The following is a 26490-nucleotide window of genomic DNA, read 5'->3' as shown; positions in this document are numbered from 1 at the left end:
GAGTTAATGACATTGCAACTAGCGCTTGACCGAAGGGTCTACCAAGGTGCCGCGCAGGGAGTTGGGCAGGGCCTCGCCGATGGCGACATCGGTGAAGTGGCCGATCAAACTGCGGTCGTCACAGCTGAAGTTAACCACTCGGTTGTTTTCGGTCCGGCCCTGGAGCTGGCCAGGGTCTTTTTTAGAGACACCGGTGACTAGGACGGTCTGTGTTGACCCGACCATGTCATGGCTGATTTTGGCCGCCATGCCGGCGATCCGAGTCTGTAAAATCGATAGCCGTTTTTTCTTAACATCGGCGTCGACATCATCGGGCATGTCCGACGCTGGGGTGCCCGGGCGACGGCTGTAAATAAAGCTAAAGCTGTGGTCAAAGCCGATCTGTTCGATCAGCTTCATGGTGTCCTCAAAGTCTTTGTCGGTTTCACCCGGGAAGCCAATAATAAAGTCCGACGACAGGCTGATGCCGGGCCGTGCTTTGCGCAGCGCGCGGATTTTTGACTTGTATTCGATTGCCGTATGGCCGCGTTTCATCTGGGCCAGAATACGGTCCGAGCCGGATTGAACCGGCAAGTGCAGGTGGCTGACCAGCTCGGGCACCGTGGCAAAGGCATCGATCAGGTCGTCGCTGAACTCGACCGGGTGCGAGGTGGTAAAGCGCAGGCGATCAATGCCGTCGATCGCTGCGACCACGGTGATCAGGTCTGCCAAGCTGGCGCTGCCACCGTCATGGGTGGTGCCGCGAAAGGCGTTGACGTTTTGACCCAGCAAATTGATTTCGCGCACGCCCTGTTCGGCCAGTCCGGCGCATTCGGCGATAACGTCGTCAAACGGGCGGCTGACTTCTTCGCCGCGGGTGTAGGGCACGACGCAAAAGGTGCAGTATTTTGAGCAGCCTTCCATGACTGAAACAAAGGCGCTGGCGCCCTCGACCTTGGGTTCGGGCAGGTTGTCGAATTTCTCGATTTCCGGAAAGCTGACGTCGACGACTTTTTCCTTGTTCGCCGCGGCGTTAACCATGGCCGGCAGTCGGTGCAGCGTTTGCGGGCCGAACACCATGTCCACATAGGGCGCGCGCGACTGAATGGCGGCGCCTTCTTGGCTGGCGACGCAGCCGCCGACCCCAATCACTAGCTCCGGGTTTTTGTCTTTCAGCGGGCGCAGTCGGCCCAGTTCGCTAAAGACTTTTTCCTGTGCCTTTTCGCGGATCGAGCAGGTGTTAAGCAAAATCACATCGGCGTCATCGGGGGAATCGGTCAGCGTCAGCCCGTGGGATTCTCGCAGCGCATCAGCCATACGGTTGGAGTCGTACTCGTTCATCTGACAACCGTGAGTTTTGATGTATAGCTTTTTGGCCATGCGCGTGCTCTTGAAAGTGGTGGAAAACGGTGGTCGAGTATAAACGAAAGTGCACGCGCCTTGACGAGTCTTTCACTAACTGGAATATTTGCGCCCCGCAATATTCCCGAGCACCCATGACCTTAAAAGCCGAGACACCTTTGTACCGCGTGCTGTTTGTCAATCAGGACAAGGTCTTTGAGATCTACGCCAAGCAAATCTATCAATCCGACCTGTACGGTTTTTTGGAGGTTGAAGAGCTGGTGTTCGGCGAGCGCTCGGCGCTGGTGGTCGACCCGACCGAAGAAAAGCTCAAGGCCGAGTTCCAGGGCGTCAAACGCACCTACATCCCCGTCCACGCGATTGTTCGCGTCGATGAAGTTGAGCGTGTCGGGGTGACCCGAGTACGCGACGGGGCCGCCAAAGTGACACCGATACATTTCTCGCAGCCGCGCGATTTCGACTAGGTGCGGCCATCAATGGCCGCATTGGACCGGCGGACGGGTGTGACCGGGTCCTCGGTTTCAGTGCCCTAAGCCTCCGACACTGGGTGCGGCCTTTGAGCCGACCCATTTGTTCTAGTCGGAGATAACGATGACAAAACTGACCGAAATCGAGGGCATTGGCCCCGCCTACGCCGCCAAACTGCAATCGGCGGGTATCAGCACTCAGGAAAAACTCTTGGACAATTGCTGCCGTCCGTCCGGACGCAAGCGTTTGGCCCGGGAAAGTGGCATTTCAGAAAAGCAAATATTGGCCTTTGTGAACCGCGCGGATTTGGCGCGGGTGCGCGGTATTGGCGAGGAATACGCCGACTTGCTGGAGCACTGCGGTGTCGACACCGTCAAGGCGCTGGCACGGCGTAACGCCCAAAACTTGGTCAGCCGTATGAGCGACCTGAATGCCCAGCGCAAGCTAGTCCGAGCGGTTCCCAGCGAAACCGCGGTGACCAACTGGATCCGCCAGGCGCGCGACTTACCCCGCGGCATCCACTACTAAAGCGTTCCGGCGACCTTGCCCTGCGAGAGCTCGATCAGGTCCATCAGGATGTAACCCGCTTCTCGCAGGCCCGCCTCTAAAATGACGTCTTGGGCGTCGCTGCGCGTGACTTCGTCAACCGCATCCAGACCGCGCGCCGCTCGGCGCTCGTTTTCCAATTCCACCAACGCCACCCGGCGCGCTTCAATCAGTGCCTTGCGCGAATTCAGGTTCAGCCGAATTTCGGTGTCCGCGAGCTGAGCGGTTTGCTCGGCGACGTGCTTGCGCCACCAGATAAAGTCTGGATCCAGTTCCGAGCGCTGGTTGTGCCGGCTTTGCAATGACGGGATCAAGCCGCGCAGGTTGTCGATACGCCGGTACGGCGCCGGACTGATCTCGTCGTACGGCATGGCACGTTGCAAACTGCCTTCGCCCATGTCGGCGGGGTCAAATACCATCGGCAACAACAGGTCGGCTTTAACGCCACGGTTTTGGGTCGAGTCCCCGGAGATTCGATAGAACTTGGCTTGAGTCAGTTTGACCTGGGCGTCGCCGACTGGAATCACAGCCTGGACGGTGCCTTTGCCAAAGGTTTGGTTGCCCACGATCAGGCCGCGACCGTAGTCCTGAATGGCGCCGGCAAAAATTTCGGAGGCCGAGGCGCTGGACCGGTCGACCAGTACCACCAAGGGGCCTGCGTATTGCACGCGTGGGTCCTGGTCGGCCAGCACGCTTTGGCGCCGGCCGGTGCCACGAATTTGCACGACCGGGCCTGAGCGAATAAATAAGCCAGTCAGGCTGTTGGCTTCTTGGAGGGCGCCGCCGCCGTTGCCGCGCAAGTCAATGATCAGCGAGTCGACACCCTGGGACTGCAGGTCCTCAAGGATTTTAGCGACGTCCTTGGTGGTCGAGCGGTAGTCCGGATCGCCGGCTTGGCGCGCCGCAAAGTCCGTGTAAAAAGTCGGCACGTCGATGACGCCGACTTTGCTTTTGACGCCGTTCAATTCGAGCTCTAACACTTGCGATTGGGCGCTTTGATCTTCCAATTGCACGCGGTCGCGCGTGATATCGATAAAGCGTGACGGGCTGCCGACCGGCGCGCCACCGGGAATGACTTCCAGGCGCACGGCACTGCCTTTCGGTCCTCGAATGAGCTGGACCACTTCATCCAACCGCCAGCCAATCACATCGACGACTTCCTCGCCGGCCTGACCGACGCCAACGATGTTGTCGGCGGCTTTGAGTTCGCCGCCTTTTTCAGCCGGCCCGCCCGGGATCAGATTGACGACCTTAGTCAGCTCGTCTTCGGCCTGCAGTACCGCACCGATGCCCTCGAGCTGGAGGCTCATGTTGATGTCAAAGTTTTCCGATTCGCGCGGGCCGTAGAACGTGGTGTGGGGGTCGAATAACAGCGTGTAGGCGTTCAGGTACGCGGTCACCACGTCCATCGAGCGGGTCCGTTCAAGACGGTTGAGCTGGGCATTAAAGCGGCGCTGCAGTGTGGCGCTGGCCTCGCTCAGGCCTTGGCCGGCGCTGAGCAGATTGAGCATCTGGTTTTTAGCCTGAAGGCGCCACAGCGCGCGCAGTTCAGCGTCGTCAGCGGCGAAGTCGCGCAATTCCGGGTCCAGCTCTAGTCGCTCGTCGCCATCGAAGTCGATCAGGTCGACGTCGGTCAGTCCGTCTAAATAATGGTTGAGGCGTTGGCGGGCGCGTTCAATGTAGCGGTTGTAGATGTCAAACGCGGCGCTTTGTTGGCCAGCCTCGAGTTGGTCGTCCATCAGCCGGCGCCAGCGCTCTAGGCTGACAAGGTCAGCCTGGGTGAAGTGCGATTTGGTCGGGTCGAGGCCGTCGATATAGGCCTCGAACACATCTGAGCCAAGGCGGTCATTAATTTCGAGCTGGACGAAATGCCGACGCTTGGTGATTTTGACGACGGCTTCGATCAGGTCGGCGTTTTTGGCGTCCGGTTCAAGCACCAGCGCATGCGCAGGCAAGGTCGAGAAAGCAATCAGTGCAAGTAGGGCAATAGCAGTGCGCATAGGGTGTCCTGAACGGTGAATTTTTCGGTTAGAGTACGGCGTTACTAATCAGTTCCGCCTTTGATACTAGGTCGGACCCATGCCGGAGTAAAACTCAATCGTGATCGACGACGTCTCACCGCTCGCTTTTAATCAGCGGCTACTCGAATTCATTGATGCCTCGCCGACACCGTGGCACGCGGTCGATAACCTGGTTCAGGCCCTTGAGGGCGCTGGTTTCCAATCGATTCAGGCGACCGATACGCCGGCCCCCGGCAGCGCGGTCTATGTGCGTGCCGCCGGCGCCGTCGTCGCCGCGATCACCCCGGCGAATGCGATCGCCGGCTGGCGCTTGGTTGGGGCCCACACCGACAGCCCTAATCTACGCTTCAAGCCAAATGCGCTGTACCTACAGGATGGTTATCTGATGGCGTCCGTCGAGACCTATGGCGGCGTGCTGATGAACCCCTGGTTTGACCGCGAATTGGGTTTGGCGGGGCGGGCCGTCGTGGTCGATGCCAGCGGCGCCCGCGTAACGCGGTTGTTTGATTCGGAGCGGGCCGTGGCGATGGTACCGTCACTGGCGATTCACCTGGACCGCGAGGCCAATAAAGAGCGCACCGTGAATGCTGAACAGCACCTTAATTTGGTGTTGGGCCAGGGCGATGACGTGCCCACGTTAACCGAACTGTTAATGCCCTGGGGGCTGGAGCACGGCGATCGGGTGTTGGCGGCGGACGTGTGTGCCTACCCGGTCCAGCCATCGGACATTATTGGCCTCGCTGGCGAGTGGTTGCTGGCGCCGCGGCTGGATAATTTACTCAGCTGTTTCGCCGGCCTTCAGGCACTGTTGACGGCCTCCGAGACCGCCGGCGAAGTCGGCATGTTGCTGGTATGTAACGACCACGAAGAAATCGGCAGCCAGTCAACCGTCGGAGCCGACGGCCCGTTATTGGCGAAATGCCTGGATCACTGGGGCGGCGACTGGGAACGCGTGGTCGAGGACTCGATGATGGTATCCGCAGACAACGCCCACGGGCTGCATCCGAATTACATCGACAAACACTCACGCAACCAACAGGTCGTGCTCAATGCCGGTCCGGTATTAAAGGTCAATGCCAATCAGCGCTACGCCAGCGAGCCGGAAACGCTGGCTTGCATGGTGGCGCTGGGGGAGGCCCTGGACATACCGCTGCAACAGTTCGCCAACCGCGCTGACCTGGGCTGTGGCAGCACCATCGGCCCGATTACCGCCAGCAAACTGGGCGTGCGCACGCTGGACATCGGCGCGCCAACCTTTGCCATGCACTCGACGCGCGAGACCGCCGGCCACCGTGACCCTCAGTGGTTGGCCCAACTGTTGTGCGGTTTCTATCGTTTGCATGACTTAGGGCAAACCGACAGCGTCTAAAACTGTTAACTGGCGCGCGGGCAGACGCGCGGCGTGGGTCTAGTCTGAACAACCTTGTTCAGGAGAGAGTGTCATGCGCGTCTTGCTTCGTTCCCTCAGCCAGGAGTCGCTGCACGCGATCGCTGGTTTATTAACGCCGCTGGGTTGTGAGTGGACCATGGACGCCGAACTGGGCTGCGACTGGATGATGGTCGATGCCGCCGACCCCGCCGCCGCCGAACGCTGGATCAATGATTTTCGCATCGACCAGCCCTATGCCCGTCCCGTCGTCGCCTGGGTCGAGTCGACCCAACCGCGCTTGGCGCGTCACATGCTGGCGTTGGGTGCGGACATCTTAATGTGCGCCGACTCGTCGCCGTCGCTGTTACAAATTCAGCTGTTGGCGATGGATCGCATGAGCAGTGCCATGCGCGAACTCTACGACACCGGGCGCGACTTGCAGCACTTTGTGCTGCTGGACACCGAGTCTGGGCTGTTGAATCACCACGGTTTCAAAGCGGCGCTGTATAAACTGCACGGTCGCTCGCGACGTGACCGCCATTCGTTGTCTGTGATCCTGATCGAGTCCAATACCGGGCTACCGATGCCGTCCAACGACATGCTGTCGTGTATTTGCCGGCCGGGGGATGAGTTCGGGCGCTTGGCCGAGCGGTTGTATGGTGTTTTGTTGCCCGGCGAGGTCGACGCCGGGGCCGCGGTGGTCGCGCGCCGGCTGCTAAGTCTAGACGGTTGGGCCAAGCGCGTTGCGGTCGCGACCTGCCATGCCGACCATCCTATTAGCGCCTCTGAATTGATGGATATTGCGCACGAGGCCATGGCCATGGGGCGCCGTCGCAATGAACGTTTGATTCGGGTCGATGGCCGAAGTTTGATCGCCTAACCTTGCGCGCGGCGGTTGATGGCCCAATGATGGAGGAAGCTAAATAAGGATCCCGACATGAGTCACCTGCCTGCCGAACACCCTGCGGTCAAACCACCACGCGTTGGCGTACTGCTGGTCAACCTTGGCACCCCTGATGCCACCGATTACTGGTCCATGCGCCGCTACCTGTCGGAATTTCTGTCCGACCGCCGGGTCATCGAACTGAGCCCGTTGCTGTGGCAGCCGATTTTGCAGGGCATTATTTTGAGCCTGCGCCCGCAGAAATCCGGTAAAGCTTACGACAGCATTTGGAACCGTGAGCTGGACGAATCGCCGCTGCGCACAATTACCCGAAACCAGTCCGACGCCCTGGCGGCACACGCAGCCGCACACTGGCCGAACGTTCAGGTTGAATGGGCCATGCGTTACGGCAACCCCAGCATCGCCGTGGGCATGGATGCGTTGGCTGGGGGCGGTTGTGACCGGATCTTGGTGGTGCCGTTGTACCCCCAGTACAGTGCGGCGACCACGGCGACGGTCAATGACAAGGTCTTCGAGTGGCTGCAAAAACAGCGCTGGCAGCCGGCGGTGCGGACACTGCCGCAGTACCATGACCACCCCGCGTATGTGAACGCCATTGCCCAGAGCATCCGCGATCACGTCGCCGGCTTGGACTGGACGCCGGATTTGCTGATGACCAGTTTTCACGGCGTGCCCAAGGAGTACCTGGACAAAGGCGATCCGTACCACTGCTTCTGTGCCAAATCAGGCCGCCTTATCCGTGAGGCATTGGATTGGCCGGCTGATCAGTATCAACAGACCTTCCAATCGCGCTTTGGGCCCAAGGAATGGTTGCAACCCTACACCGATGTCAGCATTGAAGCGGCCGCCAAGCGTGGGGTCAAAAACATGCTGATTGCGGCCCCGGGGTTCAGTGCGGATTGTTTGGAAACCTTGGAAGAGTTGGCCATCGAAGGGGCTGAAATATTCAAGCATCACGGCGGCGAAAACTTTGCCTTTGTGCCTTGCTTGAACGATTCGGCGCTGGGCACCGCCATGATTAATCAGTTGGTCGGCGAAGAGCTGGCCGGCTGGGTTTAGCCGAACAACTTAGCGTTGGCCGCGCGCCAACAATACAGCGCCAAGTACGAACGGTAGGGTCGGGTGGCTTCGATTAAGGCGTCCGCACCGGCATCGCCGGCAAATCCGGCGGCGCCTTTTTTTAACGCCAAGTCGCCGGGCGACCACACATCCGGGTCGCGCGCATGAAACAGGCTAAACATTTCGACGGACCATGGCCCGATGCCCCAGTACGGCAACAGCTGCTCCAGGCGCACGGCCATCGGCTGCGTCGCCAGCCACGCCAGGTCCAGCTGACCGTCGCGCCCGGCACGCAGCAACTCCGTCAAGGTGCGCAGTTTTGCCCGCGACAGTCCGCACCCGTCGAGTTGCTCGGGCTGATCCAAAAAACAGTCAAATAGATCGCCAGCGGCCGCGCTTTGCACCTTCGACCAGATCGAGTGGGCTGCTGACGTGCTGACCTGCTGGCCAATCACGGTGCGGACGATCGCTTCCCACGGGTTCGCAACAAAGCGTTGTCCGAGGTCGACGGGACCGGACTGAACGATATATTCACGCAGGGTTTGATACGGCAACGACAGCAGGTGTGCGTAGGGATCGGACATAAAAAAGGGGCCTTTAATAAGGCCCCTGACTATAGCGTGGTTTTAGCGGCCCAGTTGGGTGCGTCCGACACGGTTGAGGAATTCCGCTTCGCGGCGCATGGCGCGCAGCGCTTCTTCGGTGGCCAGCAGCGAGTCCGACAGGCGCGCCAGGGCAACAAAGGGGAAAGCCAACCATGACAGCGCTTGCGCGGGGGTGGCGAGAGGGTTAAATGCGTTGTAGCGCTTGTGTGTGCTCATGCTGGGCTCCTTGTGTGTGCAGTAATGAGGTACCGGCGCAGTATAGGGCGACGGCAAAAACGCGAAAGCGATGAAATTTCCGCTATGCGATAGTTTTATTCACCTGACTTTGGCAGTGCATTCATGAGTGCTGGGCCGTGCTCGTTTAGCCATTTGCGCTGCACGCGCCAGTCGGGGCAGAGCGATTCAACCCAGCGCCAAAAGGCCTTGGAATGGTTCATTTCAAGCCGATGACAAACCTCGTGAATGGCCACATAGTCAGCAACGGCGGGCGGTGCCATCATCAGTCGCCAGTTAAATTTGAGTTCGCCATTGCGGCTGCAACTGCCCCAGCGCGCGCGGTAGTCGCGCACGCTCACCGCGCCAATAGTGACGCCCAGTTGAGCGCTCCAATGGGACGATCTTTCGTTGAAATAGGCTAAGGCGTAGGCGCGGTACTGATCGACCAGGCGTTGGCGAATCCAGGCATTGGGCTGGCGCACCGCAGGCCCCGGGCAGGCGCTGAACGGGCAGTCCGGTGTGCCTAACTGGACGCGCTGACCTCGCCAGTGCAACAGCATATGCGCATCGATGGCGGGCGGCGCCTGAAACGCATCGCGGCGTGCGCGCGCCCAACCGAGTTTGTGCTCGATTAGGCTCAGGATTTGATGCTGAGGCGTGCGCAGCGGGGCGCGCACGATGATCCGGTCGCGCTCGACTAGCAGACTCAGGGTTTTGCGCCGAGAGCGGCGCAGTTCAAGGTCGTCAGGCCAGGCCACGGCCTAAAAGCCGAGATGGGCCGTGATTTGATCGCTCCACGTGCCGATTAAGCGCGTGCGTTCGTCAAAGGCAATGCCTGGTTCGCCAGCATGGGCGACAAAGTGCTCGATCATGGCCGCGTAGTGATTGCCGTGCGAGGTCAATGTTTCGGTGCCGGCGTCGGTTTCCCAGGTGTTGATCGCAGGCCCCTCGGGATTGAACGGGCGCGGCATCGTTAAACGGCCGCTGTCGGTGACCAGATTCAGCGACTGTTGGCGAAAATGCTGGCTGGATACCGTGACCAGAGCTTCCAAGCCCTCGGCGAATTGTAGACGCACCACCACGCGTGTGGTCACGCCGTTGTCGACCTCGCAGCGGCCGTCAATGTCGATCAGGCGGCGCCCGCCAAAGCGATAGCAGGCGTATAGCCCATAACAGCCGATGTCCAGCCACACACCGCCGCCTAAATTGGCTTTGGAGCGGACATCATCACCGCGCCTCGGCCCGTAGGTAAACGAGGTCGTCAGTACGCGTTGGTCGCCCAGCGCCAGCGTTTCGATCTGTGACCACTGGGGATGGTGTTCAAGCATGAAGGCTTCATGCACGTGGCCGCCGGTCTTGGCTTGGGTTTGAATCAGTTGATCGCGCTGGTCTGCGTTCATGGCGATCGGTTTTTCGCACAACACCGGTTTGCCTGCGCCCATGGCTTCAATGCACAGCGGCACGTGCAATAGGTTTGGGGTCGCGATGTACAGCGCTTCGACCGCGGGGTCATCGATGCACCCGGTGTAGGTTCGGTGCAGGTTGCCGGCGAACCCGTCCGGGCGCGTGCCGGACAGGCTGCCGACCGCGACGATCGGGTGCCCCGCGTCCTCAAACGCCTGCGCGACTTGCTCGCGCACCAACTTGCCGTAACCCAAAACACCAAAGCGCATCTAGCGAATCCTTTCTCCGTTTGCGCCATCAAACGCGACACACTTGCTGGTGTCCAGTTGAATCGCCGTGGCCGGGCCGGCTTTTTGACCGGCTTCGGGCGACAGCCGAGCCAATAGCGTTTGGCCATTCCACTCGCCAATGGCCATGGTGTCAGCGCCCATTGGTTCGATCACATCAAAGTTCATGTGCGCGGCGATGCCGTCGCGGTTTTCAGGTTTTGGCTGGGTGATCATTTCCGGGCGAATCCCCAGCACCACTCGGGCCAGCCCGCTGGCAGCGATGCCGGGCGAGCAGGGCAGTGTCAGGCGATGGGTTTGGCCCCCGATTTCGACCTCAATGTCGCCCCCCTCACAGGTATCGACGTCGATAAAGTTCATCGGCGGCGAGCCCATGAAGCCGGCCACAAACTGGTTGGCCGGGTTGTCGTAAATTTCCGCCGGCGTCCCCAGCTGCTGCAAAATACCGTCTTTCATGACCGCGATACGGTCGGCCAGTGTCATGGCCTCGACCTGGTCGTGGGTCACATACACGATGGTGGTGCCCAGGCGCTTGTGCAGTTTTTTGATTTCGGTGCGCATCTCGACGCGCAGTTTGGCGTCTAAGTTCGATAACGGTTCGTCGAACAAAAACACTTCCGGTGAGCGCGCCAGCGCCCGACCCATGGCGACGCGTTGGCGCTGGCCGCCGGACAGTTGCGAGGGTTTACGGTCCAGTAAATGGTCGATTTGCAGCAGCGCAGCGACCTCAGCGACGACGCGCTCGCGTTCGACTTTGTCGACGCCGCGCATTTCCAGTCCGAACGAAATGTTGCGGCCGACCGTCATGGTGGGATACAGCGCGTAGGACTGGAACACCATGGCGATGTCACGGTCCTTGGGCGATATGTGGGTGACGTCACGGCCATCCATTTCGAGGGTGCCGGCCGTCACGCTTTCGAGCCCGGCGATCATGTTCATCAGGGTCGATTTACCGCAGCCGGACGGCCCGACCAGGATAATAAATTCGCCGTTTTGGACGTCGATATTGATGCCCTTGAGGACCTCGGTGTCGCCGAACGACTTGGTGACTTGGTTGATGCGTAAAGAACCCATGACTTACCCCTTAACCGCGCCGGCTGTTAGGCCGCGCACAAAATATTTACCCGCCAACACATAAATCACCAGTGTCGGCAGTGCTGCGATGATGGCGGCGGCCATATCGACGTTGTATTCCTTGCCGCCCATGGAGGTGTTCACCAGGTTATTAAGGGCGACGGTAATTGGCTGTGTACCGGGGCCGGAATAGACCACCCCAAACAAGAAGTCGTTCCAGATCTGGGTGAACTGCCAGATCAGCGTGACGGTGAAAATGGGCAATGAAATCGGCAGGAAAATATGCCGAAAAATCGCAAAGAACCCGGCCCCATCCAGTTGCGCCGCCTTGACCAGTTCACTGGGTACGCTGACGTAAAAGTTGCGGAAAAATAGGGTCGTAAAAGCCACCCCATAGATCACGTGAACCAGCACTAATCCGGTGACGGTGTTGGCCAGACCCAGGGTCGCCAGCAAGCGCGCCATCGGCAACAAAATGACTTGGAATGGGATAAAACACCCAAATAACAGGGCGCCGAACAGCATCTCGGAGCCGCGGAAGCGCCATTTAGCCAAGGCATAGCCATTGAGCGCGCCGACCACGGTCGAGATGATCACGGCCGGAACTACAATGCGTACGCTGTTCCAAAAGAACGGGGCCAGGCCTTGGCACTCGCTGCCGGTGCAGGCGCTGGACCAGGCCTTGCTCCAGGCATACAAGGTAGGGCTGTCGGGCAGCGCCAGCAGGTTGCCCTGGCGGATTTCTTCGATGTCTTTAAGCGACGTTGTCAGCATGACGTACAGCGGAACCAAGTAGATCGCCGCAAACACCAGCAAAATTGCGTAGATCAGCCCGCGTTGCCAGCTCATGGAAGTGTTAGTCACGGTTAGACCCTCGTAATTCGGAGTACAGGTAGGGCACCAAAATGGCCAGCACACCAAACAGCATGACCATGGCGCTGGCGGCACCGACGCCCATCTGGGCGCGGTTAAAGGCAAAGGTGTACATAAAGTTGGCCGGCAGATCGGACGAGTAGCCTGGGCCGCCGCCGGTCAGCGCCTGGACCAAGTCAAAACTCTTAATGGCGATGTGCGACAAGATCACCACAGCGCTGAAAAATGCCGGCCGTAAGATTGGTAAGATCACGTGCCAGTAGGCCTGGGTCGGTGACGCGCCATCGATGTGTGCGGCCTTAATCAGCGAGTCATCAATGCCGCGTAGACCGGCCAAGAACATTGCCATAACAAAGCCGCTGGACTGCCAGACGGCGGCAATCACGATGGTGTAGATCGCCATGTCCTGCTCGACCAGCCAGCGGAATTCGAAATCGGTAAACCCCATGTCGCGGACCAATTTTTCAAGGCCCAAGCCGGGGTTCAAAATCCATTTCCAGGCGGTACCGGTGACTACAAATGACACCGCCATGGGGTACAGGTAGATCGTGCGAATAGCGCCTTCGCCGCGAATCTTTTGATCCAGGAAAATAGCAAGCGCTAGGCCCAAGACCAGTGAAATCGCAATGAACAGCACGCCAAATACGACCAGGTTAGACATCGCGACGTCCCAGCGCGGGTTATTGAACAGTCGTTCGTACTGATCAAAGCCGGCAAAGTTCCACTGCGGCAGCATGCGGCTACTGGTGAAGGACAATGCGCCCGTCCACAAAATGAAGCCGTACATGCAAACCACCATGGCGAGTGTGGTCGGTGCGAGCACAATTTTGGGCAATAGCCGTTCGAGCGACCCCGAAGGTCTGCGTTGCGATGACATAGGAATTCCCGTGGGTTTAGAGTGGGGGCCCTAAGGCCCCCGGGGTGTTCAGACGAATTAACTCGTCTTACATGGCCGCTTTGATGGCGCTGACCAGTTGGCTGGCGCCGTCGTTAGCCGAGGTGTCGGAGTTGAAGTAGTTGGTCGCGACGTCGTAGATGGCGCCGGAGACTGCTTCTGAAACCGCCATGCCATGGGCAAAGCTGGGGACCAGTGAGCCGTTGGCTGAACTGGCGACGAAGGCATCCATTGAGTCATGTGCACAGCTGTCGAATTGATCGCGTGCCATGCCTAAACGAGCCGGGATCGAGCCCTTGTTCAGGTTGAAGACTTCTTGGAACTCGGTGCTCAGGATTTCTTTGGCCATGGCTTGCTGGGCGTCTTGTGCGCCGGCGTCGCTCTGGTTAAAGAAGGCAAACGAATCAACGTTGAAGGTGTACGCGCCCGAAGTGCCCGGTGCAGCGACACAGACGTAGTCGGTACCTGCTGATTTGCCGGCAACGCCGAATTCGCCTTTGGCCCAGTCACCCATGATCTGCATGCCGGCTTCGCCGTTGATGACCATTGATGTGGCGACGTTCCAGTCACGACCGGGGCTGTTCGAGTCGATGAACTGACGCAGCTCGCCGAAGACCTTGAAGACTTCCTCGGTGGTGGCGCTGTTCAACGCGTCCATGTCCAGCTCTACGAAGGCTTTTTGGTAGTAGTCAGCGCCGCCGACACCCAATACGACCGCTTCAAATACGGTCGCGTCCTGCCATGCCTGGCCGCCGTGTGCGAGGGCGATGAAGCCCGCGTCTTGCAGTTTCTTGGCTTGGACCATGAAGTCAGCCCAGGTCGTCGGGATGGTAGCACCGGCTTTCTTGAATACCTCTGGGTTAGCCCACAGCCAGTTGACGCGGTGAACGTTGACGGGTGCGGCGACGTATTTGCCGTCGTGCTTCATCACGTCGGATACCACGCCAGGCAGCAAGCCATCCCAGTTGTTAGCTTTAGCGACCGAGTCGATATCGGCCAAAAAGCCCAGCTCGCCCCATTCTTGGATGGACGGCCCTTTGATTTGTGCGGCAGTCGGCGGGTTGCCGGACACGGCGCGTGATTTCAGTACGGTCATGGCGTTTTCACCGCCACCACCGGCGACCGCAAAGTCTTTCCAGCTAACGCCGGATGCGGTCAAACGTTCTTTTAGGTAGGCAACACTTTTGGCTTCGCCGCCGCTGGTCCAGTAGTGAAGTACTTCAACTTCATTGGCGTGTGCGGGGCTCAGTGCTGCGGCAGATGCGGCCAAGATGGCGGCAAGTGTAGGCTTCAACTTCATGTGATCGTCCTCGTTATTATCGGTGTCAACTTTGACCTAGCCAGACTACGGAGCTGGGTGTGCCTCAACGTTTCGGTTTGTGTCAAAGTGTGACAGCGGCAGTAATAGTCTTACCACCAGCCCGCCGCCGGTCCGATCCGATAGCTCAATGGTGCCGCCGTGCTGCTGGACCAGGGACCGCACAATGCCCATGCCCAAGCCGACGTGGATCGTGCTGGGGCTATGCTGGGCGCGAAAGTAGGGATCGAATACTTTGGATTTGAGCGCGTCGGGAATGCCCGGCCCACGGTCCTTAAAGTTCAATTCGATGGCGCCGGCGGCAGGCCGTACGCTGACATCGATGCTGCGCCCGTAGTGGACTGCGTTATCGATCAGGTTGGAAAATACCCGTTCCAGCGCCAAGCGCCGCCCCTGAATAACCAGGGCGGGGTCGCAGATTAGGCTGCTGGGGACGCCGGCCACGGTGGCTGATTGCAGGCATTGGCTTAACAGCGATTTCAGCTCAACCGGTTCGGGGTTCTCGTGGATCGCCCCTTCTTTCATCATTTGCAGCGCACCCTTGACCATCACATCTAGGTTTCCTAAGTCCCGGATCAGGGGCTCGCCTTGCTCGGACGGCAGCATTTCCGCGCGCAAGCGTGCCCGTGTCAGGGGTGTTTTTAGGTCGTGCGAGATCGATGCGAACAGGCGTTCGCGGTCGGCGATAAATTTGTGGATGCGCAGCCCCATGACGTTGAACGCGCGAATTGTCGAGACCATCTCGCGGCTGCCTTGTTCGACGATCAGCGCCGGCGTTTGGCCGCGCCCAAGGGCATCGGCTTGGCGTGCTAACAGCCGTAGCGGACCGACAATCCAACGCACCAGCGCGGTGGTCAGCGCCAGCACTGTCAGCGACACCAAGGTCAAGCTCCACAGCCGCTCCGGGGTCAGCCACTGGCTGCCTTGGATGGCTTCTCCCACCGGCAGTACCGCCGCCACATAGATCCATTCGCCCGCGTTCAGCCGATGTTGAATGACGACTACCGGGCTTTGATCGCCGGGGTTGACCAGTGCAAAACGCTTCCACCGTAACGGCAGGTCAACCATCAGGTTGTTACCCGACAGGATTTTTAGTTGCTCAAAGGCAACCAACTGCAGGCTAAGGTCGTTGAGTGGTCCCGTTTGCGCTTGCAGTTGGGTCGCGATGACCTGTTTGGACAGCTCGGCGCGGTCGGTCGTAGGCAGCTGATTCAGGTCAATCAGTTGGCGGTTGACCGAGACGAAAAAACGCGTGCCCCCCATGTCGCGCAGTTGATCTAGCACGACGTGTCGGTACTGATCGGGCAGGCGGTTGAAAAACTGCAGGGTTTGGCCGACCCGGGCGCCCAGGTTTTCGGACACCTCGACCAGCCGTTTGCGTTCATCATTAGCTACCTGTCGAGCCCACAGGGCCGCGCCCAGCGTTTGCGCAATCAAAATGCCGACGAACAGTACAAGGCTCATGCGCGCGACAATCGAGCGCGGTAACCAGCGGTCGCGCAGGCGTCCCAGCGCGCTCATTGCGGCATGATCAGCGCGTAGCCTTGGCCGCGAACGGTGCGCACGCAGTTGTGGCCGGTCGCGTCCGTCAGTTTGGCCCTCAGGCGACTGACGGTGGTGTCAACGGTTCGGTCAAATGGGCCGGGTTTACGGTTGTGCAGCGCCAGCCCCAGGGTGTCGCGGTCGACCACGCCGGGTTTGTGGTCCCACAGCGTGACGAAGGCGGTGTACTCGGATCCTGTCAGTGCAACCGCGGCGCCGTTAAAGCGCACTTCGCGGGCGTGGCTGATATGGGCAAAGCCGCCGACTGGGATTTTCGGGACTGACCGGCGCAGTAATGCCCGAATTCGGGCCAGTAATTCACGCGGATTGAAGGGCTTGCCCATGTAGTCGTCGGCGCCGATTTCGAGCCCCAAAATGCGATCTACGTCGTCGCCGGCGGCGGTCAATATTAGGATTGGCAGATCATGGGTCGATCGAATTGCGCGGCACGCTTGCAGGCCATCCATGCCGGGCAAGCCGATGTCCAAAATCACGCAATCCGCGCCCTCTAAGCGGGTCGCCAACAGTGACTCGGCATCAGCGAAGGCGGTCACCTGTAGCTGGTTGCCGCTGAGGTAGCTGCTGAGTAGCTCGCAAATCTCTGGATCGTCGTCAACTAAAAATACCCGGTGCATCGCAAACCCTTCCTAGCGCGTTAGCTCGGAGCCTAATGACTGTGTCCGCCAAATCCAACGGTTTTATGCGCGGATGCCCCGGTTTGACCTAGCTCAAGGTGGGTTTGAAATTGGACGGTGGTCGGGTGCCCGCAGTCGCCCGTCGCGCCGAACGTACGGGTTGCCGGGGCCGGCCGTTTTGGGCCGCCGGGCCGACTTACATGGAGCGATCGCTATGGATCAAACGCACGTAGGGCTGCCGCGTTTAAATGAAGCTGCGCCAGACTTCGACGCTGACACCACATCCGGCCGCCGTACACTGGCTGACTATCAAGGAAAATGGTTGCTATTGTTTTCCCATCCGGCGGATTTTACGCCGGTCTGTACGACCGAATTCATGGCCTTTGCGCGGCTTAACGACGCGCAGTACCCGTGCAAAGATTTCTACTACTGCACCAAGGCGCTTTGATCGACAGGGCGTGCGCGATGTCGCGTCCGTACCAGCACCGTAACTGCAATCAGTGTCAGCGTGCCGCCCAGCAAAGTCCGGACTGAAAACGGCTCGCCCATAAATCCGACCGCCACCGCGATCGCCACCACCGGCTCGATTAAACAGTAGGTGGCCGAATCGGTGGCGCCGGTGACGGGCGACGCCAGCATGATCAGGGCGATCGGCACCAACCCGGCAAACAGTGCCAGCGCCAGACTCCACTGCCATTCGTATAGCGTGCTGGGCAATGTCCAGCCACTGCTCATGCCGATCACTAACACCGTGGCTGTGGCGCCGCCAGTCAACATCAGCAACGAAGCGGATTCCGCCAGCGGCGGCGCATAGTGCGACTTAAAGGTCAAAATAAAGGCGTAGCACGCAGCCGCCAACAGCGCCCACGCGATACCGATTGCGGACGCCTGTACGTCGCCAACATCAATCGCCAGCACCAACCCGGCGGTGGCGACTACCACTGAACCGATTTGGACCGGGCGCAGCGTGGCGCGCAGGCACAGGGCGGTGTAAACCGTGACAATCAGGGGGAAGCTGTAGAACAGCAGTACGGCCAGGCTGAAGCCGATCTGGTAGCCGGCTTGGTAGTAGCCAATGCCAGTCAGCGCGAAGGCCACCCCCATCAGCGCATGCTGCGCACAGGCCCAGGGTTGGAGGGACGGGCGGGTCAAACCGACCCAAACCAGCGCAGCCAAGGTCGGCACCGCAAACCGGATCAGCATCATGCCGTTCACATCGATCGCGGAGTCTTTGAGCATCAGCCCATAGATCGGCTGTAGGCCAAACAGCGCAGCGGCAAACACCACCCACAGGGCCGCGGTAAGGTAGGTCATGGTCGCCCTTCCAACACAGATGGCGAAGTGTAATCGCGGTTTGGTTTGATCCGTAGCGCCGTGTCGTTGTCGCGCAAATTTGCGTGAGCACAGGCCAGGGTTGCAGGGTCCGCTATTGACTTCACTGCGGTCGCCGCACAGTTTGATTCTCAGTCAACTGGGGGACGTCGGTGATGGTGTGGGATATTTGGGTGCGAATGGGTCACTGGTTGGTGGTGCTACTGATCGGTTTTCAGGTGTACTCGGGCGAGGACATGGCGCTGCGCGATCGGCACGCCTGGGCCGGTATCGCGCTGCTGGTGTGGGTGGTATTTCGCATCGGCTGGGGTTTTTGGGGTACGCGGCATGCGCGCTTTGCCGATTTTGTGGGCTCACCGCGGCGCATTATCGAGAGCTTTAAAAAACTGGGTCGGCGTCAGCACGAGGCCGTTCCCGGCCATACCCATGCCGGCGGCGCAGGCGTGATCGTATTGATGGCGCTGATCGCCTTGATGGCGGTGACCGGGTTGTTTGCGTCGGATGACCTGATGTTCGATGGCCCCCTCAGCCATTTCGTCGGATCGGCGAACTCATCGCTGATCACCCAAGTTCACCATATCACCAGCAAGGTCTTGATTCTGACGGTGCTGGGGCACGTGTTGGCAATCTTTTGGCATCAGCGACTGATGAAAGAACCCTTGATTCAGGGCATGATCCACGGGCGCAAAGCCGGCGGTCACGAGCGCTTTGGCACCGCGGTGCTGGTGCGCGGTGGTTTATGGTTACTGCTCGCAACGCTGGTGGTGGTCGCCGGTTTAATGCGTGTTGGGCAGTTTCAGTAAAGGGTGAATCGGATGATTAAAATTACGGTACTAGGGGCGCTGATGGTGTCGGCGGCGGCACTCGCCCACGATGGGGCCAGCGGCGTCGTCAAAGAGCGGATGGATCGCTTTGGCGCCAGTAAAGACAGCGCAAAAGCCATTCGCGGCGGGTTAAAGTCCGGTGATTTTGCACGTATCCAGACACACGCCCGTGCGCTCAATACCTGGGCGGCCGAGATGACCACTTATTTTCCCGAGGGCAGTAACCCGAGCCCCTCTGAGGCGCTGGACAGTGTGTGGACGGATTGGGCCGGATTTAGTGCCAAGGCCGGCGACTATGAAATGGCGACCGCGCGTTTACTCAGCGTCAGCCAAACATCCGACTCGGATGCCACGGCGGTGGCGTTTAAACAGGTCATGGTTAGCTGCAAGGGCTGCCATGACGACTACAAGGCAGACTAGCGCCGGCCATACCAGGCTAGGCGTCCAGGCGTCCGGGATGCCGGTGCGATTGGATTAACGCAGACGGCCTGAGTGCATGCAGTCAGGCCGAAAAGTAGTAACAGGGTGGGGGCAAAACGAAGATGGTAGCTATGGGTGGACTTGAACCACCGACCCCAGCATTATGAATGCTGTGCTCTAACCAGCTGAGCTACATAGCCATCGTGGGCGCGAATGATAGGCGCACCAAAACACCTTGTCAACGCTGTTTGGCGGGGAAATAGCGACCTTTTACGGTCGCCATTTCGGTCCATTTAGACGTTGAAGCGGAAGTGCACTACGTCACCGTCTTTTAGGATGTAATCCTTGCCTTCCAAGCGCCATTTTCCGGCCTCTTTGGCGCCGGCTTCACCACCCAAACTGACGAAGTCGTCGTAGGCGATGACTTCGGCGCGGATGAAGCCTTTCTCGAAGTCAGTGTGAATAACACCGGCACCCTGGGGCGCGGTGGCGCCTTTCTTGACCGTCCAGGCGCGTACTTCTTTGACGCCGGCGGTGAAGTAGGTGTGCAGGCCTAGCAACTCATAACCTGCGCGAATGACGCGGTCCAGGCCCGGCTCTGCCATGCCCAGATCGGCCAGGAACTCTTGGCGCTCGTCGTCGTCCAATTCGGCGATTTCGGATTCCAGCTTGTTGCAGATCGCCACCACGGTGGCGTTTTCGGTGGCCGCCAGCGCGTTCAGTGCATCCAGGTGGGGGTTGCCTTCAAACCCGTCTTCGCTGACGTTGGCAATGTATAGGGTCGGCTTTGACGTCAGCAGTTGCAGTGACTTCAAGTGGCGCAGTTCTTCGTCGCTGTAGTCCAGCGCACGAACCGGTTTGGCTTCGTTCAAAATCGGCAGCAGGCGCTCGCACAGTGCAACCTGGGCCTTGGCTTCGACGTCACCGCCTTTGGCGGCACGGGTCTGGCGATTGTGGACGCGCTCAACCGTGTCTAAGTCAGCCAGGGCCAGCTCGGTGTTGATAATTTCGATGTCCGCCAGTGGGTCGACTTTGTTGGCAACGTGAATCACGTTGTCGTCGTCAAAGCAGCGTACGACGTGGGCAATGGCGTCCGTTTCGCGGATATTGGCGAGGAATTTATTGCCCAGACCTTCGCCTTTGCTGGCGCCGGCGACCAGGCCTGCGATATCAACAAATTCCATGGTCGTGGCAATGGTTTTTTCCGGCTTAACAATCGCCGCCAGCTTGTCTTGGCGCGGATCGGGTACCGGGACCACACCGGCGTTCGGCTCGATCGTGCAAAAGGGGAAGTTTTCGGCGTCGATGCCGGCCTTGGTCAAGGCGTTGAAAAGTGTTGATTTGCCAACGTTAGGTAGGCCGACGATGCCGCACTTAAAACCCATGGAAACTCCTGTTTACGGCCGGTAGCCGTTAATTTGGTTGGTGGCGCGTCCAAAGTCCGCGTCCAAAATAAGGGGCAGCGCCCGCAGCGCCTCATCAATCGCGCCGTCGATCAATTGGCGGTCGCCGATCGAGGGGGCCTTTAATACATAGTCAGCCACCGCTTTGGCGTCACCGGGGTGACCGATGCCAATGCGCAGGCGGTGGTAGTTGGGCGACCCCAGGTGTGCGTGGATGTCGCGCAGGCCATTATGGCCGCCATGGCCGCCGCCGGTCTTGAATTTCATGCTGCCGGCGGGCAAGTCCAGCTCATCGTGGACCACGATGATTTGTTCAGGCGGCAATTTATAAAATTTGGCCAGGGCACCAACGCTTTGGCCCGATCGGTTCATAAAGGTGCCCGGCATCACCAGCAGTTGCTGGCATCCGTGGATTGTCGCTTTGCAATAACTGCCGTGAAATTTGGCTTCATTGCGAAACGTCAGCCCCTCGCGCTTTGCGAGTGCGTCTAAAAACCAAAACCCGGCGTTGTGCCGGGTTTGGTCGTAGCGTGAGCCTGGATTTCCCAGGCCCGCTATCAAGAAGGTCGACGCCAAGAGTGGATTACTCTTCGCTTTCGCCGTCTTCGTCAGCAGCGGCGCCGCTCGGCTTGTTAACACCGACCACGGGCTGGTCGTGGTCCGCGCCCAGTGCCAGCTGAGTTGAGATAACGCCAGCAGGCAATACCAAGTCAGACAGGTGCAAGGTGGTGCCCGCTTCGACGTCAATCATGTCGACTTCGATGTACTCAGGCAGATCGCCAGGCAAGCAACGGACTTCAACGTCTGATGCGTCGTGGTGGATCTTGCCGGACTGCATCTTAACGCCGACACAGGTTTCTTCGTTGATGAAGTGCAGCGGCACGTGGACAACGATTTCAACCTTCATGTCGATGCGCATAAAGTCAGCGTGCAAAATCACCGGACGAGCCGGGTGGCGTTGCAGGTCCTTCAAAATCACGCTTTCGCTGGCGCCGTCGATGCTCAAGTCGATGACCGATGCGTAGAAGGCTTCGTCTTCGAGCAGCTTGCTCAGCTCGTTGTGCTTGAGGCTGAGCTGAGCGGGTTCGCCCTGTCCACCGTAAACAATTGCCGGCACCAAATCTTCCAGACGGCGCAGGCGGCGGCTCGAACCTTTCCCTGTTACGTCACGGTTGGTGGCATTCAAAACAAAATTTGCCATGTCTATGTTCCTATTAAAGGTAAGTGTAGTGGCGACAACCTCGACCAGTTATCGCCGTTTATCCCCCGGGAGGTTCCGTTAGCGGAACATCGCCGAGATGGATTCTTCGTTGCTGACGCGGCGCATCGCCTCGCCAATCAGTTCTGAGATGCTGATCACGCGGACCACACCACAATCCAGCATTTCAGGCTGGAGCGGGATGGTATCAGTGACGACCAGTTCGTCAAGCTCGCTGTTGGACAGGTTTTCCAACGCTTTGCCGCTTAATACCGGGTGCGTGCAGTAGGCGATGACTTTGAGGGCGCCTTTTTCTTTCAGTGCTTTTGCTGCGTTGCACAGGGTGCCGGCGGTGTCGACGATGTCGTCAACGATGATGCAGGTACGACCGGCAACGTCACCAATGATGTTCATGACTTCGGCTTGGTTGGCCTTGGGGCGGCGCTTATCGATGATCGCAAGGTCCGCATCGTCCAGCTGTTTGGCAATGGCGCGGGCACGCACGACACCGCCGATGTCCGGGGACACCACCAGCAAGTTTTCGTAACGCGACTGGGTAATGTCGTCCAGCAGCACCGGCGTTGCATAAATGTTGTCAACGGCGACGTCAAAGAAGCCTTGGATCTGGTCGGCGTGCAGGTCGACCGTCATGACGCGGTCAACGCCGACGCTGACCATCATGTCCGCGACCACTTTGGCCGTGATCGCGACACGGGCGCTGCGCGGGCGTCGGTCCTGGCGGGCGTAGCCGAAGTACGGGACGACGGCGGTGATGCGCGAGGCACTGGCGCGGCGCAGTGCGTCAGTAATGACCACCAGCTCCATCAGGTTGTCGTTGGTCGGACGGCAGGTCGGTTGGATGATGAAGACGTCTTTGCCGCGAACGTTTTCGGCGATGTCGACGGCGATTTCGCCATCGCTAAATTTGCCGACTTCAGCCGCGCCCAGCGGGATGCCCAGGTACTCCGAGATATCGCTTGCCAGCTTCGGGTTTGCGTTACCCGAAAAAATCATCATTTGCGCCATGTCCGTTCTCCGTGGGGCCGATTCCAAGGGCGCAAATTCTACAGACTTTTGCGGCCAAAAACATACCCAATATTTTGATCGGATCAGCGGTTGTGGCGATTGCGCTTTGCTATCCTAGGCGAATTGATTAGGGAGTAAGTTATGCAATCACTGGCGCGCATTGCGTTGGTCGTATCGGACTACGATGAGGCCTTGGATTATTATGTGGGAACGCTGGGCTTCGATGCCACCGAAGACTCAGAAGTTAGCGCGGAAAAACGTTGGGTCGTGGTGACACCGCCCGGTTCGGAATGTTCGTTGCTGCTGGCCAAGGCCAAGGGCGCTGATCAAAAGGCGGCGATTGGCAATCAATCCGGCGGTCGCGTGTTTTTGTTTTTGCACACGGATAATTTTGACGGCGATTACGCCCGCTACACCGAGGCCGGGGTCGACTTTATCGAGGATCCGCGCCAGGAAGCTTACGGCAAGGTGGTGGTGTTTCGCGATCTGTACGGGAATTTGTGGGACTTGATCGGCCGTAGCTGATAGTCCAGCAGGCATAAAAAAGCCCGGTAAAACCGGGCTTTTTTGTTGTTTGGCTGGGGTGGAAGGATTCGAACCTTCGAATGGCGATACCAAAAACCGCTGCCTTAACCACTTGGCCACACCCCAATGGTTCACAGTGTAAATCAGCTTTTGATGGCTGACGAGTACTCTGTGGTGCTGACGTCTTGGAACTGTGTTCCATCCGGCAGCGCTGCTTTGACTTGGTCGAATTGATCCGGGTCATGGATCTCGACAAATACCGTTCCGCCGGTGCCTGACAATGAAGGCTGAAAGGGCGCTAGGGCCACGAACAGCCGCTCAACTTCAGGGAAGAGGCGGCGACAGACCGGTTCACAATCGTTGTGTCCGTGCCCGTCCAAAGCGGCGCGAATCGTAATGGGGTCGCTGGTGCGAGTCAAGCCCTTGTCTTGGAAAATCTTTGCAGTGGGTACATCGGTCCCGCTGAAGCACAGTAAAAGGCGCCGCCTCGGCCACGCCATCGGGGTCAGCCTTTCGCCGACGCCGCGGCCGATGGCCCCGCGCCCGGTCAAAAAGACCGGCACGTCGGCGCCCAGTTTCAAGCCGATGGCGGACAGCGCTTCATCGCTGGTGGCCAAAGCCCAGGCGTCCCGTAGCAGCAATAACGCACTCGCCGCGTCGCTACTGCCACCGCCCAGTCCCGCGCCCTGTGGGGTGCGTTTGTCGATGCGCAGGTGGCCGCGCGGCACAATCCCGGCGTCCAGTGCGAGGGCGCGAGCGGCCTGGGTGACCAAGTTGGCCTCCATGGCCAGTCCGTCGATGCCATCCACCGTAAAGGCCACATCGGCGTTGAAGTGGATCCGGTCGCCCCAGTCCAGTAGCTCAAATCCGACTTGCAGGTCGTGATAACCGTCGTCGCGGCGCCCCAGCACATGTAGCAGTGGGTTGACCTTGGCCGGCGCATCAATCTGGCATTCAAACCCGTGGGCGGCTGACGGCCTCAGCCGTGGGCTTACTGCCATGTTTTTGCGACCAGCCGCAGTTCGGTGTCGCCACGCGTTAGGCGCATGAGTCGGGGTACGCCGTCGGCCGTGTATTTCAGCCACTCAAGGCGCCAACCATTAAGGTTGAAGCCGCCATCGCGCGCGCTCGCCCCTAATGGCACGCGGCCCCATATCCAGTCCCGTGCGGATGCGAGTGGCGCGGCCACGCCGAGCGCGGTTTCGACCAGCGCATCGATGTCCGCAGCCGCTAGCGCATCACCATCCGTGGGTTGCCAGCGCGCGCCGCGGGGGCCGCTGCTGAGTTCGCCGACTGCGGTGCCGGTTGGGCCGAACAATATCCAGCTTTGGCGGGCGCCAGCGCTGCGGTAGGTGAAGCCCCCAGCGTCGCGGCGTCCGTCGTGAGTCAGGCTGACGCGCCCGGTGATTTGGGCGTCATTTGGGCCGGTCAGGGGGGCGCCGGGTTGCACCGCGCAGCCGCCGATAGCCGTAGCCAGCACCACTAAAAAAAGGCGCATCATGGCGATTGGCTGCCAATCAATCGGTCGAGTGTTTCTATTAGCACCGGGTTGTCGGCGTCGTGCGTCTGGGCATCACGCCAGGTCGCGCGCGCTTGGTCTTGCAGGCCCATTGCAAACTGAACCTCGCCGAGGTGCGCGCCAATTTCGGCATCCTTAAGCAATGCCAGCGCGCGTTCGAGCCACTGCGCAGCTGTTGCCAGATTGCCGAGTCGGTATTCGACCCAGCCCATGGAATCCAGTATCGCCGGATCGTCTGGGCGAATGGCAAGGGCGCGGCCAATCAGGCTGAGGGCCTGTTCTAACTTGAGGTTGGCATCGGCATAGGTGTAGCCGAGTGCATTCAGCGCCGAAGCGTCGTCCGGGTCCAGCGCCAAGGTTTTGTTGAGGTCCGCTTCGATGCCGGCCAAGTCATCGCCGTCGCGCATCATGGCCCGCCCATATAGCAACTCGGTGTCGTCTGGTGAGCGCTCGATTGCACCGTCCAATACCTGCAAAGCGGCGGCCTTGTCACCGCTGTCCGCGATAATCTGGGCGCGGCTCAGTGTCAGCGCAGCGGCCAAGTCGGGGCGCACGGCGCGGGCCTCATCAAACCATGCCGCGATGGCCTGGGGTGTCTGTGCAATGGCGGCCTCGGCGAAACGAAAGCGTGCACTCAAAAAACTGTCGCCTCGAACCTGGCTCAAATGCCCGCGGGCATCGCCCAGTCGGCCTTGGCGAATGGCGACGGTTCCTAGCAGCAACAGCGCATCATCGCGGTAGTCGACTTGGTCGATAATTTCTTGGGCGCGCTGTTCGGCCAAGTCCAGTTGCTCCAGCTCCATCGCCAGCATGGCTTGGGATAGCCGGTAGGGCGCCGGGTCGTCGGCCAGTGCAATCAGGTCATCAAACAGGCCGATGGCGCTGGCGTAGTCCGTTTCGCCGACCAGTAACTGGGCCAGGGTTTGGGTCAGTCCCAGGTTGTCTGGGTGGTAGCGCCGGGCTTGGCGCAGGGCGCTGATGGCGGCCTCGATGTCACCGGTTTGTTGGGACAGTCGCGCCAGTTCGGACAGAGCGCCTAAGTCTTTGGGGTGGCGTGTCGCCAGCGCTTTGATGACCGTCAGTGCGGCGCGTGGGCCAGTTGCCTGCTCGATGGCATGGGCGCGCACGATCTCGATGGCCAGCCCGTTGCCGTCATCGTCGCCTAGGGCATCGGTCAGCTGCTGCGCCAGTGCTGGCTTGTCATTGATCAGGTCGCGCACAAAGCCTAGCGGCTGGTCAGCGCGCAGCAATGCCGCCGCATGCAGCGCGCCGGCAGCCCGTGCGGCGTTGCCGTCGGTCAGGTAAGCGCGCGCCACGAGGGCCTGGGCTTCGAACGACTCAGGCTCGGCGTCGGCAAAGGCGATCGCTGAACGCAGCGCATTGGCCGGGCCTGCCTGAGTGCCGACCCGTGCGGCGCGCCGGATCAAGGCGCGATCCCCGGTGGCTTGTGCTTGGCGGTGCAAAAAGTCGAAGGCAACGGCAGGCTGGCCTTGGTTCAAAGCAATTTCGGCGCTTAGCAGATCGCCCAAAGTGCCGGGCGCCATCGGCGTCACCGGGGCGGCTTGGGGGTGTGGCGGCGCCGCGATGTCGCCGGTCAGCGACGCGCAGCCGCTGCTTAGCAGGACAAACAGTGGGATCCATTTCATTGGCTCACTATGCCAGTGACTGCGTAATCGCTCCAGCGTG

At 59.7% G+C, this 26490-nt stretch carries 29 protein-coding genes and 2 tRNA genes; 9 read left to right on the top strand and 22 right to left on the bottom strand.

The window, feature by feature from the left end:
* Positions 1 to 18: 18 nt before the first annotated feature.
* Positions 19 to 1359, bottom strand: a complete 1341-nt coding sequence (miaB, locus tag GH975_RS10810) for a tRNA (N6-isopentenyl adenosine(37)-C2)-methylthiotransferase MiaB (RefSeq protein ID WP_153714532.1) — start codon at positions 1357 to 1359, stop codon at positions 19 to 21.
* Positions 1360 to 1475: 116 nt separating this feature from the next.
* Between miaB and GH975_RS10805 the strand changes: the two genes are divergently transcribed.
* A complete protein-coding gene (locus tag GH975_RS10805) occupies positions 1476 to 1805 on the top strand; it encodes a DUF1820 family protein (RefSeq protein ID WP_153714531.1) in 330 nt (109 codons plus the stop codon).
* A 127-nt stretch (positions 1806 to 1932) separates the two neighbouring features.
* On the top strand, positions 1933 to 2337 hold the full coding sequence (locus tag GH975_RS10800) for a DUF4332 domain-containing protein (RefSeq protein ID WP_153714530.1): 405 nt from the start codon (positions 1933 to 1935) through the stop codon (positions 2335 to 2337).
* On the opposite strand, the gene GH975_RS10795 is transcribed toward GH975_RS10800, so the two are convergent.
* On the bottom strand, positions 2334 to 4355 hold the full coding sequence (locus GH975_RS10795) for a carboxy terminal-processing peptidase (protein ID WP_153714529.1): 2022 nt from the start codon (positions 4353 to 4355) through the stop codon (positions 2334 to 2336). The genes GH975_RS10800 and GH975_RS10795 overlap by 4 nt on opposite strands.
* Before the next feature lie 100 nt (positions 4356 to 4455).
* Here GH975_RS10795 and GH975_RS10790 point away from each other — a divergent pair, with 100 nt between their 5' ends.
* The 3 genes from GH975_RS10790 to hemH all read left to right on the top strand — a co-directional run bounded on the left by GH975_RS10790 (position 4456) and on the right by hemH (position 7708).
* Positions 4456 to 5745: a M18 family aminopeptidase gene (locus GH975_RS10790; protein WP_246164722.1), complete on the top strand. Its 1290-nt coding sequence runs from the start codon at positions 4456 to 4458 to the stop codon at positions 5743 to 5745.
* A 73-nt stretch (positions 5746 to 5818) separates the two neighbouring features.
* Complete coding sequence (locus GH975_RS10785; protein ID WP_153714528.1) at positions 5819 to 6625, top strand: nucleotidyl cyclase domain-containing protein; 807 nt, start codon at positions 5819 to 5821, stop codon at positions 6623 to 6625.
* Between the two features lie 57 nt (positions 6626 to 6682).
* The gene (gene hemH, locus GH975_RS10780; protein WP_153714527.1) at positions 6683 to 7708 is read left to right on the top strand and encodes a ferrochelatase; all 1026 of its coding nucleotides are present in this window, start codon (positions 6683 to 6685) and stop codon (positions 7706 to 7708) included.
* Here hemH and GH975_RS10775 read toward each other — a convergent pair.
* The 10 genes from GH975_RS10775 to GH975_RS10730 form a co-directional block, all read right to left on the bottom strand.
* Complete coding sequence (locus tag GH975_RS10775) at positions 7705 to 8292, bottom strand: DNA-3-methyladenine glycosylase family protein (RefSeq protein ID WP_153714526.1); 588 nt, start codon at positions 8290 to 8292, stop codon at positions 7705 to 7707. The two genes, hemH and GH975_RS10775, sit on opposite strands and share 4 nt — an antisense overlap.
* Before the next feature lie 42 nt (positions 8293 to 8334).
* The gene (locus GH975_RS10770) at positions 8335 to 8529 is read right to left on the bottom strand and encodes a hypothetical protein (protein ID WP_153714525.1); all 195 of its coding nucleotides are present in this window, start codon (positions 8527 to 8529) and stop codon (positions 8335 to 8337) included.
* Positions 8530 to 8624: 95 nt separating this feature from the next.
* On the bottom strand, positions 8625 to 9287 hold the full coding sequence (locus tag GH975_RS10765; RefSeq protein WP_153714524.1) for a M48 family metallopeptidase: 663 nt from the start codon (positions 9285 to 9287) through the stop codon (positions 8625 to 8627).
* Positions 9288 to 9290: 3 nt separating this feature from the next.
* Entirely contained in the window at positions 9291 to 10202 is a 912-nt protein-coding gene (locus tag GH975_RS10760) for a Gfo/Idh/MocA family protein (RefSeq protein ID WP_153714523.1), read from the bottom strand.
* Positions 10203 to 11294, bottom strand: a complete 1092-nt coding sequence (locus tag GH975_RS10755; RefSeq protein WP_153714522.1) for an ABC transporter ATP-binding protein — start codon at positions 11292 to 11294, stop codon at positions 10203 to 10205.
* Positions 11295 to 11297: 3 nt separating this feature from the next.
* On the bottom strand, positions 11298 to 12143 hold the full coding sequence (locus GH975_RS10750; protein ID WP_153714840.1) for a carbohydrate ABC transporter permease: 846 nt from the start codon (positions 12141 to 12143) through the stop codon (positions 11298 to 11300).
* Positions 12144 to 12150: 7 nt separating this feature from the next.
* Positions 12151 to 13044, bottom strand: coding sequence for a carbohydrate ABC transporter permease (locus GH975_RS10745; RefSeq protein WP_153714521.1), 894 nt, complete (start codon positions 13042 to 13044; stop codon positions 12151 to 12153).
* Positions 13045 to 13111: 67 nt separating this feature from the next.
* Positions 13112 to 14362, bottom strand: a complete 1251-nt coding sequence (locus tag GH975_RS10740; protein ID WP_153714520.1) for an ABC transporter substrate-binding protein — start codon at positions 14360 to 14362, stop codon at positions 13112 to 13114.
* Positions 14363 to 14407: 45 nt separating this feature from the next.
* Positions 14408 to 15901: an ATP-binding protein gene (locus tag GH975_RS10735; protein ID WP_153714519.1), complete on the bottom strand. Its 1494-nt coding sequence runs from the start codon at positions 15899 to 15901 to the stop codon at positions 14408 to 14410.
* Positions 15898 to 16557, bottom strand: coding sequence for a response regulator transcription factor (locus tag GH975_RS10730; protein WP_153714518.1), 660 nt, complete (start codon positions 16555 to 16557; stop codon positions 15898 to 15900). The genes GH975_RS10735 and GH975_RS10730 overlap by 4 nt, the downstream gene beginning before the upstream one ends.
* Before the next feature lie 214 nt (positions 16558 to 16771).
* Here GH975_RS10730 and GH975_RS10725 point away from each other — a divergent pair, with 214 nt between their 5' ends.
* The gene (locus tag GH975_RS10725) at positions 16772 to 17005 is read left to right on the top strand and encodes a redoxin domain-containing protein (protein ID WP_211365809.1); all 234 of its coding nucleotides are present in this window, start codon (positions 16772 to 16774) and stop codon (positions 17003 to 17005) included.
* Here GH975_RS10725 and GH975_RS10720 read toward each other — a convergent pair.
* Positions 16984 to 17871, bottom strand: coding sequence for a DMT family transporter (locus tag GH975_RS10720; RefSeq protein ID WP_153714517.1), 888 nt, complete (start codon positions 17869 to 17871; stop codon positions 16984 to 16986). The genes GH975_RS10725 and GH975_RS10720 overlap by 22 nt on opposite strands.
* Positions 17872 to 18044: 173 nt before the next feature.
* On the opposite strand from GH975_RS10720, the gene GH975_RS10715 reads away from it, so the two are divergent.
* Both GH975_RS10715 and GH975_RS10710 read left to right on the top strand, forming a co-directional pair.
* The gene (locus tag GH975_RS10715; protein ID WP_153714516.1) at positions 18045 to 18692 is read left to right on the top strand and encodes a cytochrome b/b6 domain-containing protein; all 648 of its coding nucleotides are present in this window, start codon (positions 18045 to 18047) and stop codon (positions 18690 to 18692) included.
* Between the two features lie 12 nt (positions 18693 to 18704).
* Positions 18705 to 19133, top strand: a complete 429-nt coding sequence (locus GH975_RS10710) for a c-type cytochrome (RefSeq protein WP_153714515.1) — start codon at positions 18705 to 18707, stop codon at positions 19131 to 19133.
* Between the two features lie 123 nt (positions 19134 to 19256).
* Here the strand turns inward: GH975_RS10710 and GH975_RS10705 are convergent.
* The 5 genes from GH975_RS10705 to GH975_RS10685 all read right to left on the bottom strand — a co-directional run bounded on the left by GH975_RS10705 (position 19257) and on the right by GH975_RS10685 (position 22760).
* Positions 19257 to 19333, bottom strand: a tRNA-Met gene (locus GH975_RS10705).
* A 93-nt stretch (positions 19334 to 19426) separates the two neighbouring features.
* Entirely contained in the window at positions 19427 to 20518 is a 1092-nt protein-coding gene (ychF, locus tag GH975_RS10700; protein ID WP_153714514.1) for a redox-regulated ATPase YchF, read from the bottom strand.
* Positions 20519 to 20530: 12 nt separating this feature from the next.
* Positions 20531 to 21097: an aminoacyl-tRNA hydrolase gene (gene pth / locus GH975_RS10695; RefSeq protein ID WP_246164721.1), complete on the bottom strand. Its 567-nt coding sequence runs from the start codon at positions 21095 to 21097 to the stop codon at positions 20531 to 20533.
* A 22-nt stretch (positions 21098 to 21119) separates the two neighbouring features.
* Complete coding sequence (locus GH975_RS10690; protein ID WP_153714512.1) at positions 21120 to 21737, bottom strand: 50S ribosomal protein L25/general stress protein Ctc; 618 nt, start codon at positions 21735 to 21737, stop codon at positions 21120 to 21122.
* Positions 21738 to 21815: 78 nt separating this feature from the next.
* Complete coding sequence (locus GH975_RS10685) at positions 21816 to 22760, bottom strand: ribose-phosphate pyrophosphokinase (protein ID WP_153714511.1); 945 nt, start codon at positions 22758 to 22760, stop codon at positions 21816 to 21818.
* Positions 22761 to 22901: 141 nt separating this feature from the next.
* Between GH975_RS10685 and GH975_RS10680 the strand changes: the two genes are divergently transcribed.
* The gene (locus GH975_RS10680; protein ID WP_153714510.1) at positions 22902 to 23285 is read left to right on the top strand and encodes a VOC family protein; all 384 of its coding nucleotides are present in this window, start codon (positions 22902 to 22904) and stop codon (positions 23283 to 23285) included.
* A 50-nt stretch (positions 23286 to 23335) separates the two neighbouring features.
* Here the strand turns inward: GH975_RS10680 and GH975_RS10675 are convergent.
* The 4 genes from GH975_RS10675 to GH975_RS10660 form a co-directional block, all read right to left on the bottom strand.
* Positions 23336 to 23411: transfer RNA gene (locus tag GH975_RS10675), tRNA-Gln, on the bottom strand.
* A gap of 17 nt (positions 23412 to 23428) precedes the next feature.
* Positions 23429 to 24286: a 4-(cytidine 5'-diphospho)-2-C-methyl-D-erythritol kinase gene (gene ispE / locus GH975_RS10670; protein WP_153714509.1), complete on the bottom strand. Its 858-nt coding sequence runs from the start codon at positions 24284 to 24286 to the stop codon at positions 23429 to 23431.
* Positions 24277 to 24786 carry a lipoprotein insertase outer membrane protein LolB gene (locus GH975_RS10665; protein ID WP_153714508.1) on the bottom strand — a complete coding sequence of 170 codons (510 nt, stop codon included), beginning with the start codon at positions 24784 to 24786 and terminating at the stop codon, positions 24277 to 24279. Before GH975_RS10665 ends, ispE begins: the two co-directional genes overlap by 10 nt.
* Positions 24783 to 26450, bottom strand: a complete 1668-nt coding sequence (locus GH975_RS10660) for a tetratricopeptide repeat protein (RefSeq protein ID WP_153714507.1) — start codon at positions 26448 to 26450, stop codon at positions 24783 to 24785. Before GH975_RS10660 ends, GH975_RS10665 begins: the two co-directional genes overlap by 4 nt.
* Positions 26451 to 26490 lie beyond the last annotated feature (40 nt).

The sequence above is a fragment of the Litorivicinus lipolyticus genome, assembly GCF_009650135.1.
Lineage (GTDB): Bacteria > Pseudomonadota > Gammaproteobacteria > Pseudomonadales > Litorivicinaceae > Litorivicinus > Litorivicinus lipolyticus.
Note: the sequence above shows the minus strand (reverse complement) of the source record. Positions and strands in the feature narration are given on the sequence as shown.

What these genes read in the sequence shown, in the direction of transcription:
- GH975_RS10725 (WP_211365809.1), top strand. Translation starts at nt 16,772, where the DNA reads ATGGATCAAACGCACGTAGGGCTGCCGCGTTTAAATGAAGCTGCGCCA.
- GH975_RS10710 (WP_153714515.1), top strand. Translation starts at nt 18,705, where the DNA reads ATGATTAAAATTACGGTACTAGGGGCGCTGATGGTGTCGGCGGCGGCA.
- GH975_RS10795 (WP_153714529.1), bottom strand. Translation starts at nt 4,355, where the DNA reads ATGCGCACTGCTATTGCCCTACTTGCACTGATTGCTTTCTCGACCTTG.
- GH975_RS10735 (WP_153714519.1), bottom strand. Translation starts at nt 15,901, where the DNA reads ATGAGCGCGCTGGGACGCCTGCGCGACCGCTGGTTACCGCGCTCGATT.
- GH975_RS10805 (WP_153714531.1), top strand. Translation starts at nt 1,476, where the DNA reads ATGACCTTAAAAGCCGAGACACCTTTGTACCGCGTGCTGTTTGTCAAT.
- ispE (WP_153714509.1), bottom strand. Translation starts at nt 24,286, where the DNA reads ATGGCAGTAAGCCCACGGCTGAGGCCGTCAGCCGCCCACGGGTTTGAA.
- miaB (WP_153714532.1), bottom strand. Translation starts at nt 1,359, where the DNA reads ATGGCCAAAAAGCTATACATCAAAACTCACGGTTGTCAGATGAACGAG.
- GH975_RS10730 (WP_153714518.1), bottom strand. Translation starts at nt 16,557, where the DNA reads ATGCACCGGGTATTTTTAGTTGACGACGATCCAGAGATTTGCGAGCTA.
- GH975_RS10755 (WP_153714522.1), bottom strand. Translation starts at nt 11,294, where the DNA reads ATGGGTTCTTTACGCATCAACCAAGTCACCAAGTCGTTCGGCGACACC.
- GH975_RS10680 (WP_153714510.1), top strand. Translation starts at nt 22,902, where the DNA reads ATGCAATCACTGGCGCGCATTGCGTTGGTCGTATCGGACTACGATGAG.
- GH975_RS10715 (WP_153714516.1), top strand. Translation starts at nt 18,045, where the DNA reads ATGGTGTGGGATATTTGGGTGCGAATGGGTCACTGGTTGGTGGTGCTA.
- GH975_RS10685 (WP_153714511.1), bottom strand. Translation starts at nt 22,760, where the DNA reads ATGGCGCAAATGATGATTTTTTCGGGTAACGCAAACCCGAAGCTGGCA.
- GH975_RS10720 (WP_153714517.1), bottom strand. Translation starts at nt 17,871, where the DNA reads ATGACCTACCTTACCGCGGCCCTGTGGGTGGTGTTTGCCGCTGCGCTG.
- GH975_RS10740 (WP_153714520.1), bottom strand. Translation starts at nt 14,362, where the DNA reads ATGAAGTTGAAGCCTACACTTGCCGCCATCTTGGCCGCATCTGCCGCA.
- GH975_RS10745 (WP_153714521.1), bottom strand. Translation starts at nt 13,044, where the DNA reads ATGTCATCGCAACGCAGACCTTCGGGGTCGCTCGAACGGCTATTGCCC.
- GH975_RS10760 (WP_153714523.1), bottom strand. Translation starts at nt 10,202, where the DNA reads ATGCGCTTTGGTGTTTTGGGTTACGGCAAGTTGGTGCGCGAGCAAGTC.
- ychF (WP_153714514.1), bottom strand. Translation starts at nt 20,518, where the DNA reads ATGGGTTTTAAGTGCGGCATCGTCGGCCTACCTAACGTTGGCAAATCA.
- GH975_RS10785 (WP_153714528.1), top strand. Translation starts at nt 5,819, where the DNA reads ATGCGCGTCTTGCTTCGTTCCCTCAGCCAGGAGTCGCTGCACGCGATC.
- GH975_RS10800 (WP_153714530.1), top strand. Translation starts at nt 1,933, where the DNA reads ATGACAAAACTGACCGAAATCGAGGGCATTGGCCCCGCCTACGCCGCC.
- GH975_RS10750 (WP_153714840.1), bottom strand. Translation starts at nt 12,143, where the DNA reads ATGAGCTGGCAACGCGGGCTGATCTACGCAATTTTGCTGGTGTTTGCG.
- hemH (WP_153714527.1), top strand. Translation starts at nt 6,683, where the DNA reads ATGAGTCACCTGCCTGCCGAACACCCTGCGGTCAAACCACCACGCGTT.
- GH975_RS10665 (WP_153714508.1), bottom strand. Translation starts at nt 24,786, where the DNA reads ATGATGCGCCTTTTTTTAGTGGTGCTGGCTACGGCTATCGGCGGCTGC.
- GH975_RS10775 (WP_153714526.1), bottom strand. Translation starts at nt 8,292, where the DNA reads ATGTCCGATCCCTACGCACACCTGCTGTCGTTGCCGTATCAAACCCTG.
- GH975_RS10690 (WP_153714512.1), bottom strand. Translation starts at nt 21,737, where the DNA reads ATGGCAAATTTTGTTTTGAATGCCACCAACCGTGACGTAACAGGGAAA.
- GH975_RS10770 (WP_153714525.1), bottom strand. Translation starts at nt 8,529, where the DNA reads ATGAGCACACACAAGCGCTACAACGCATTTAACCCTCTCGCCACCCCC.
- GH975_RS10660 (WP_153714507.1), bottom strand. Translation starts at nt 26,450, where the DNA reads ATGAAATGGATCCCACTGTTTGTCCTGCTAAGCAGCGGCTGCGCGTCG.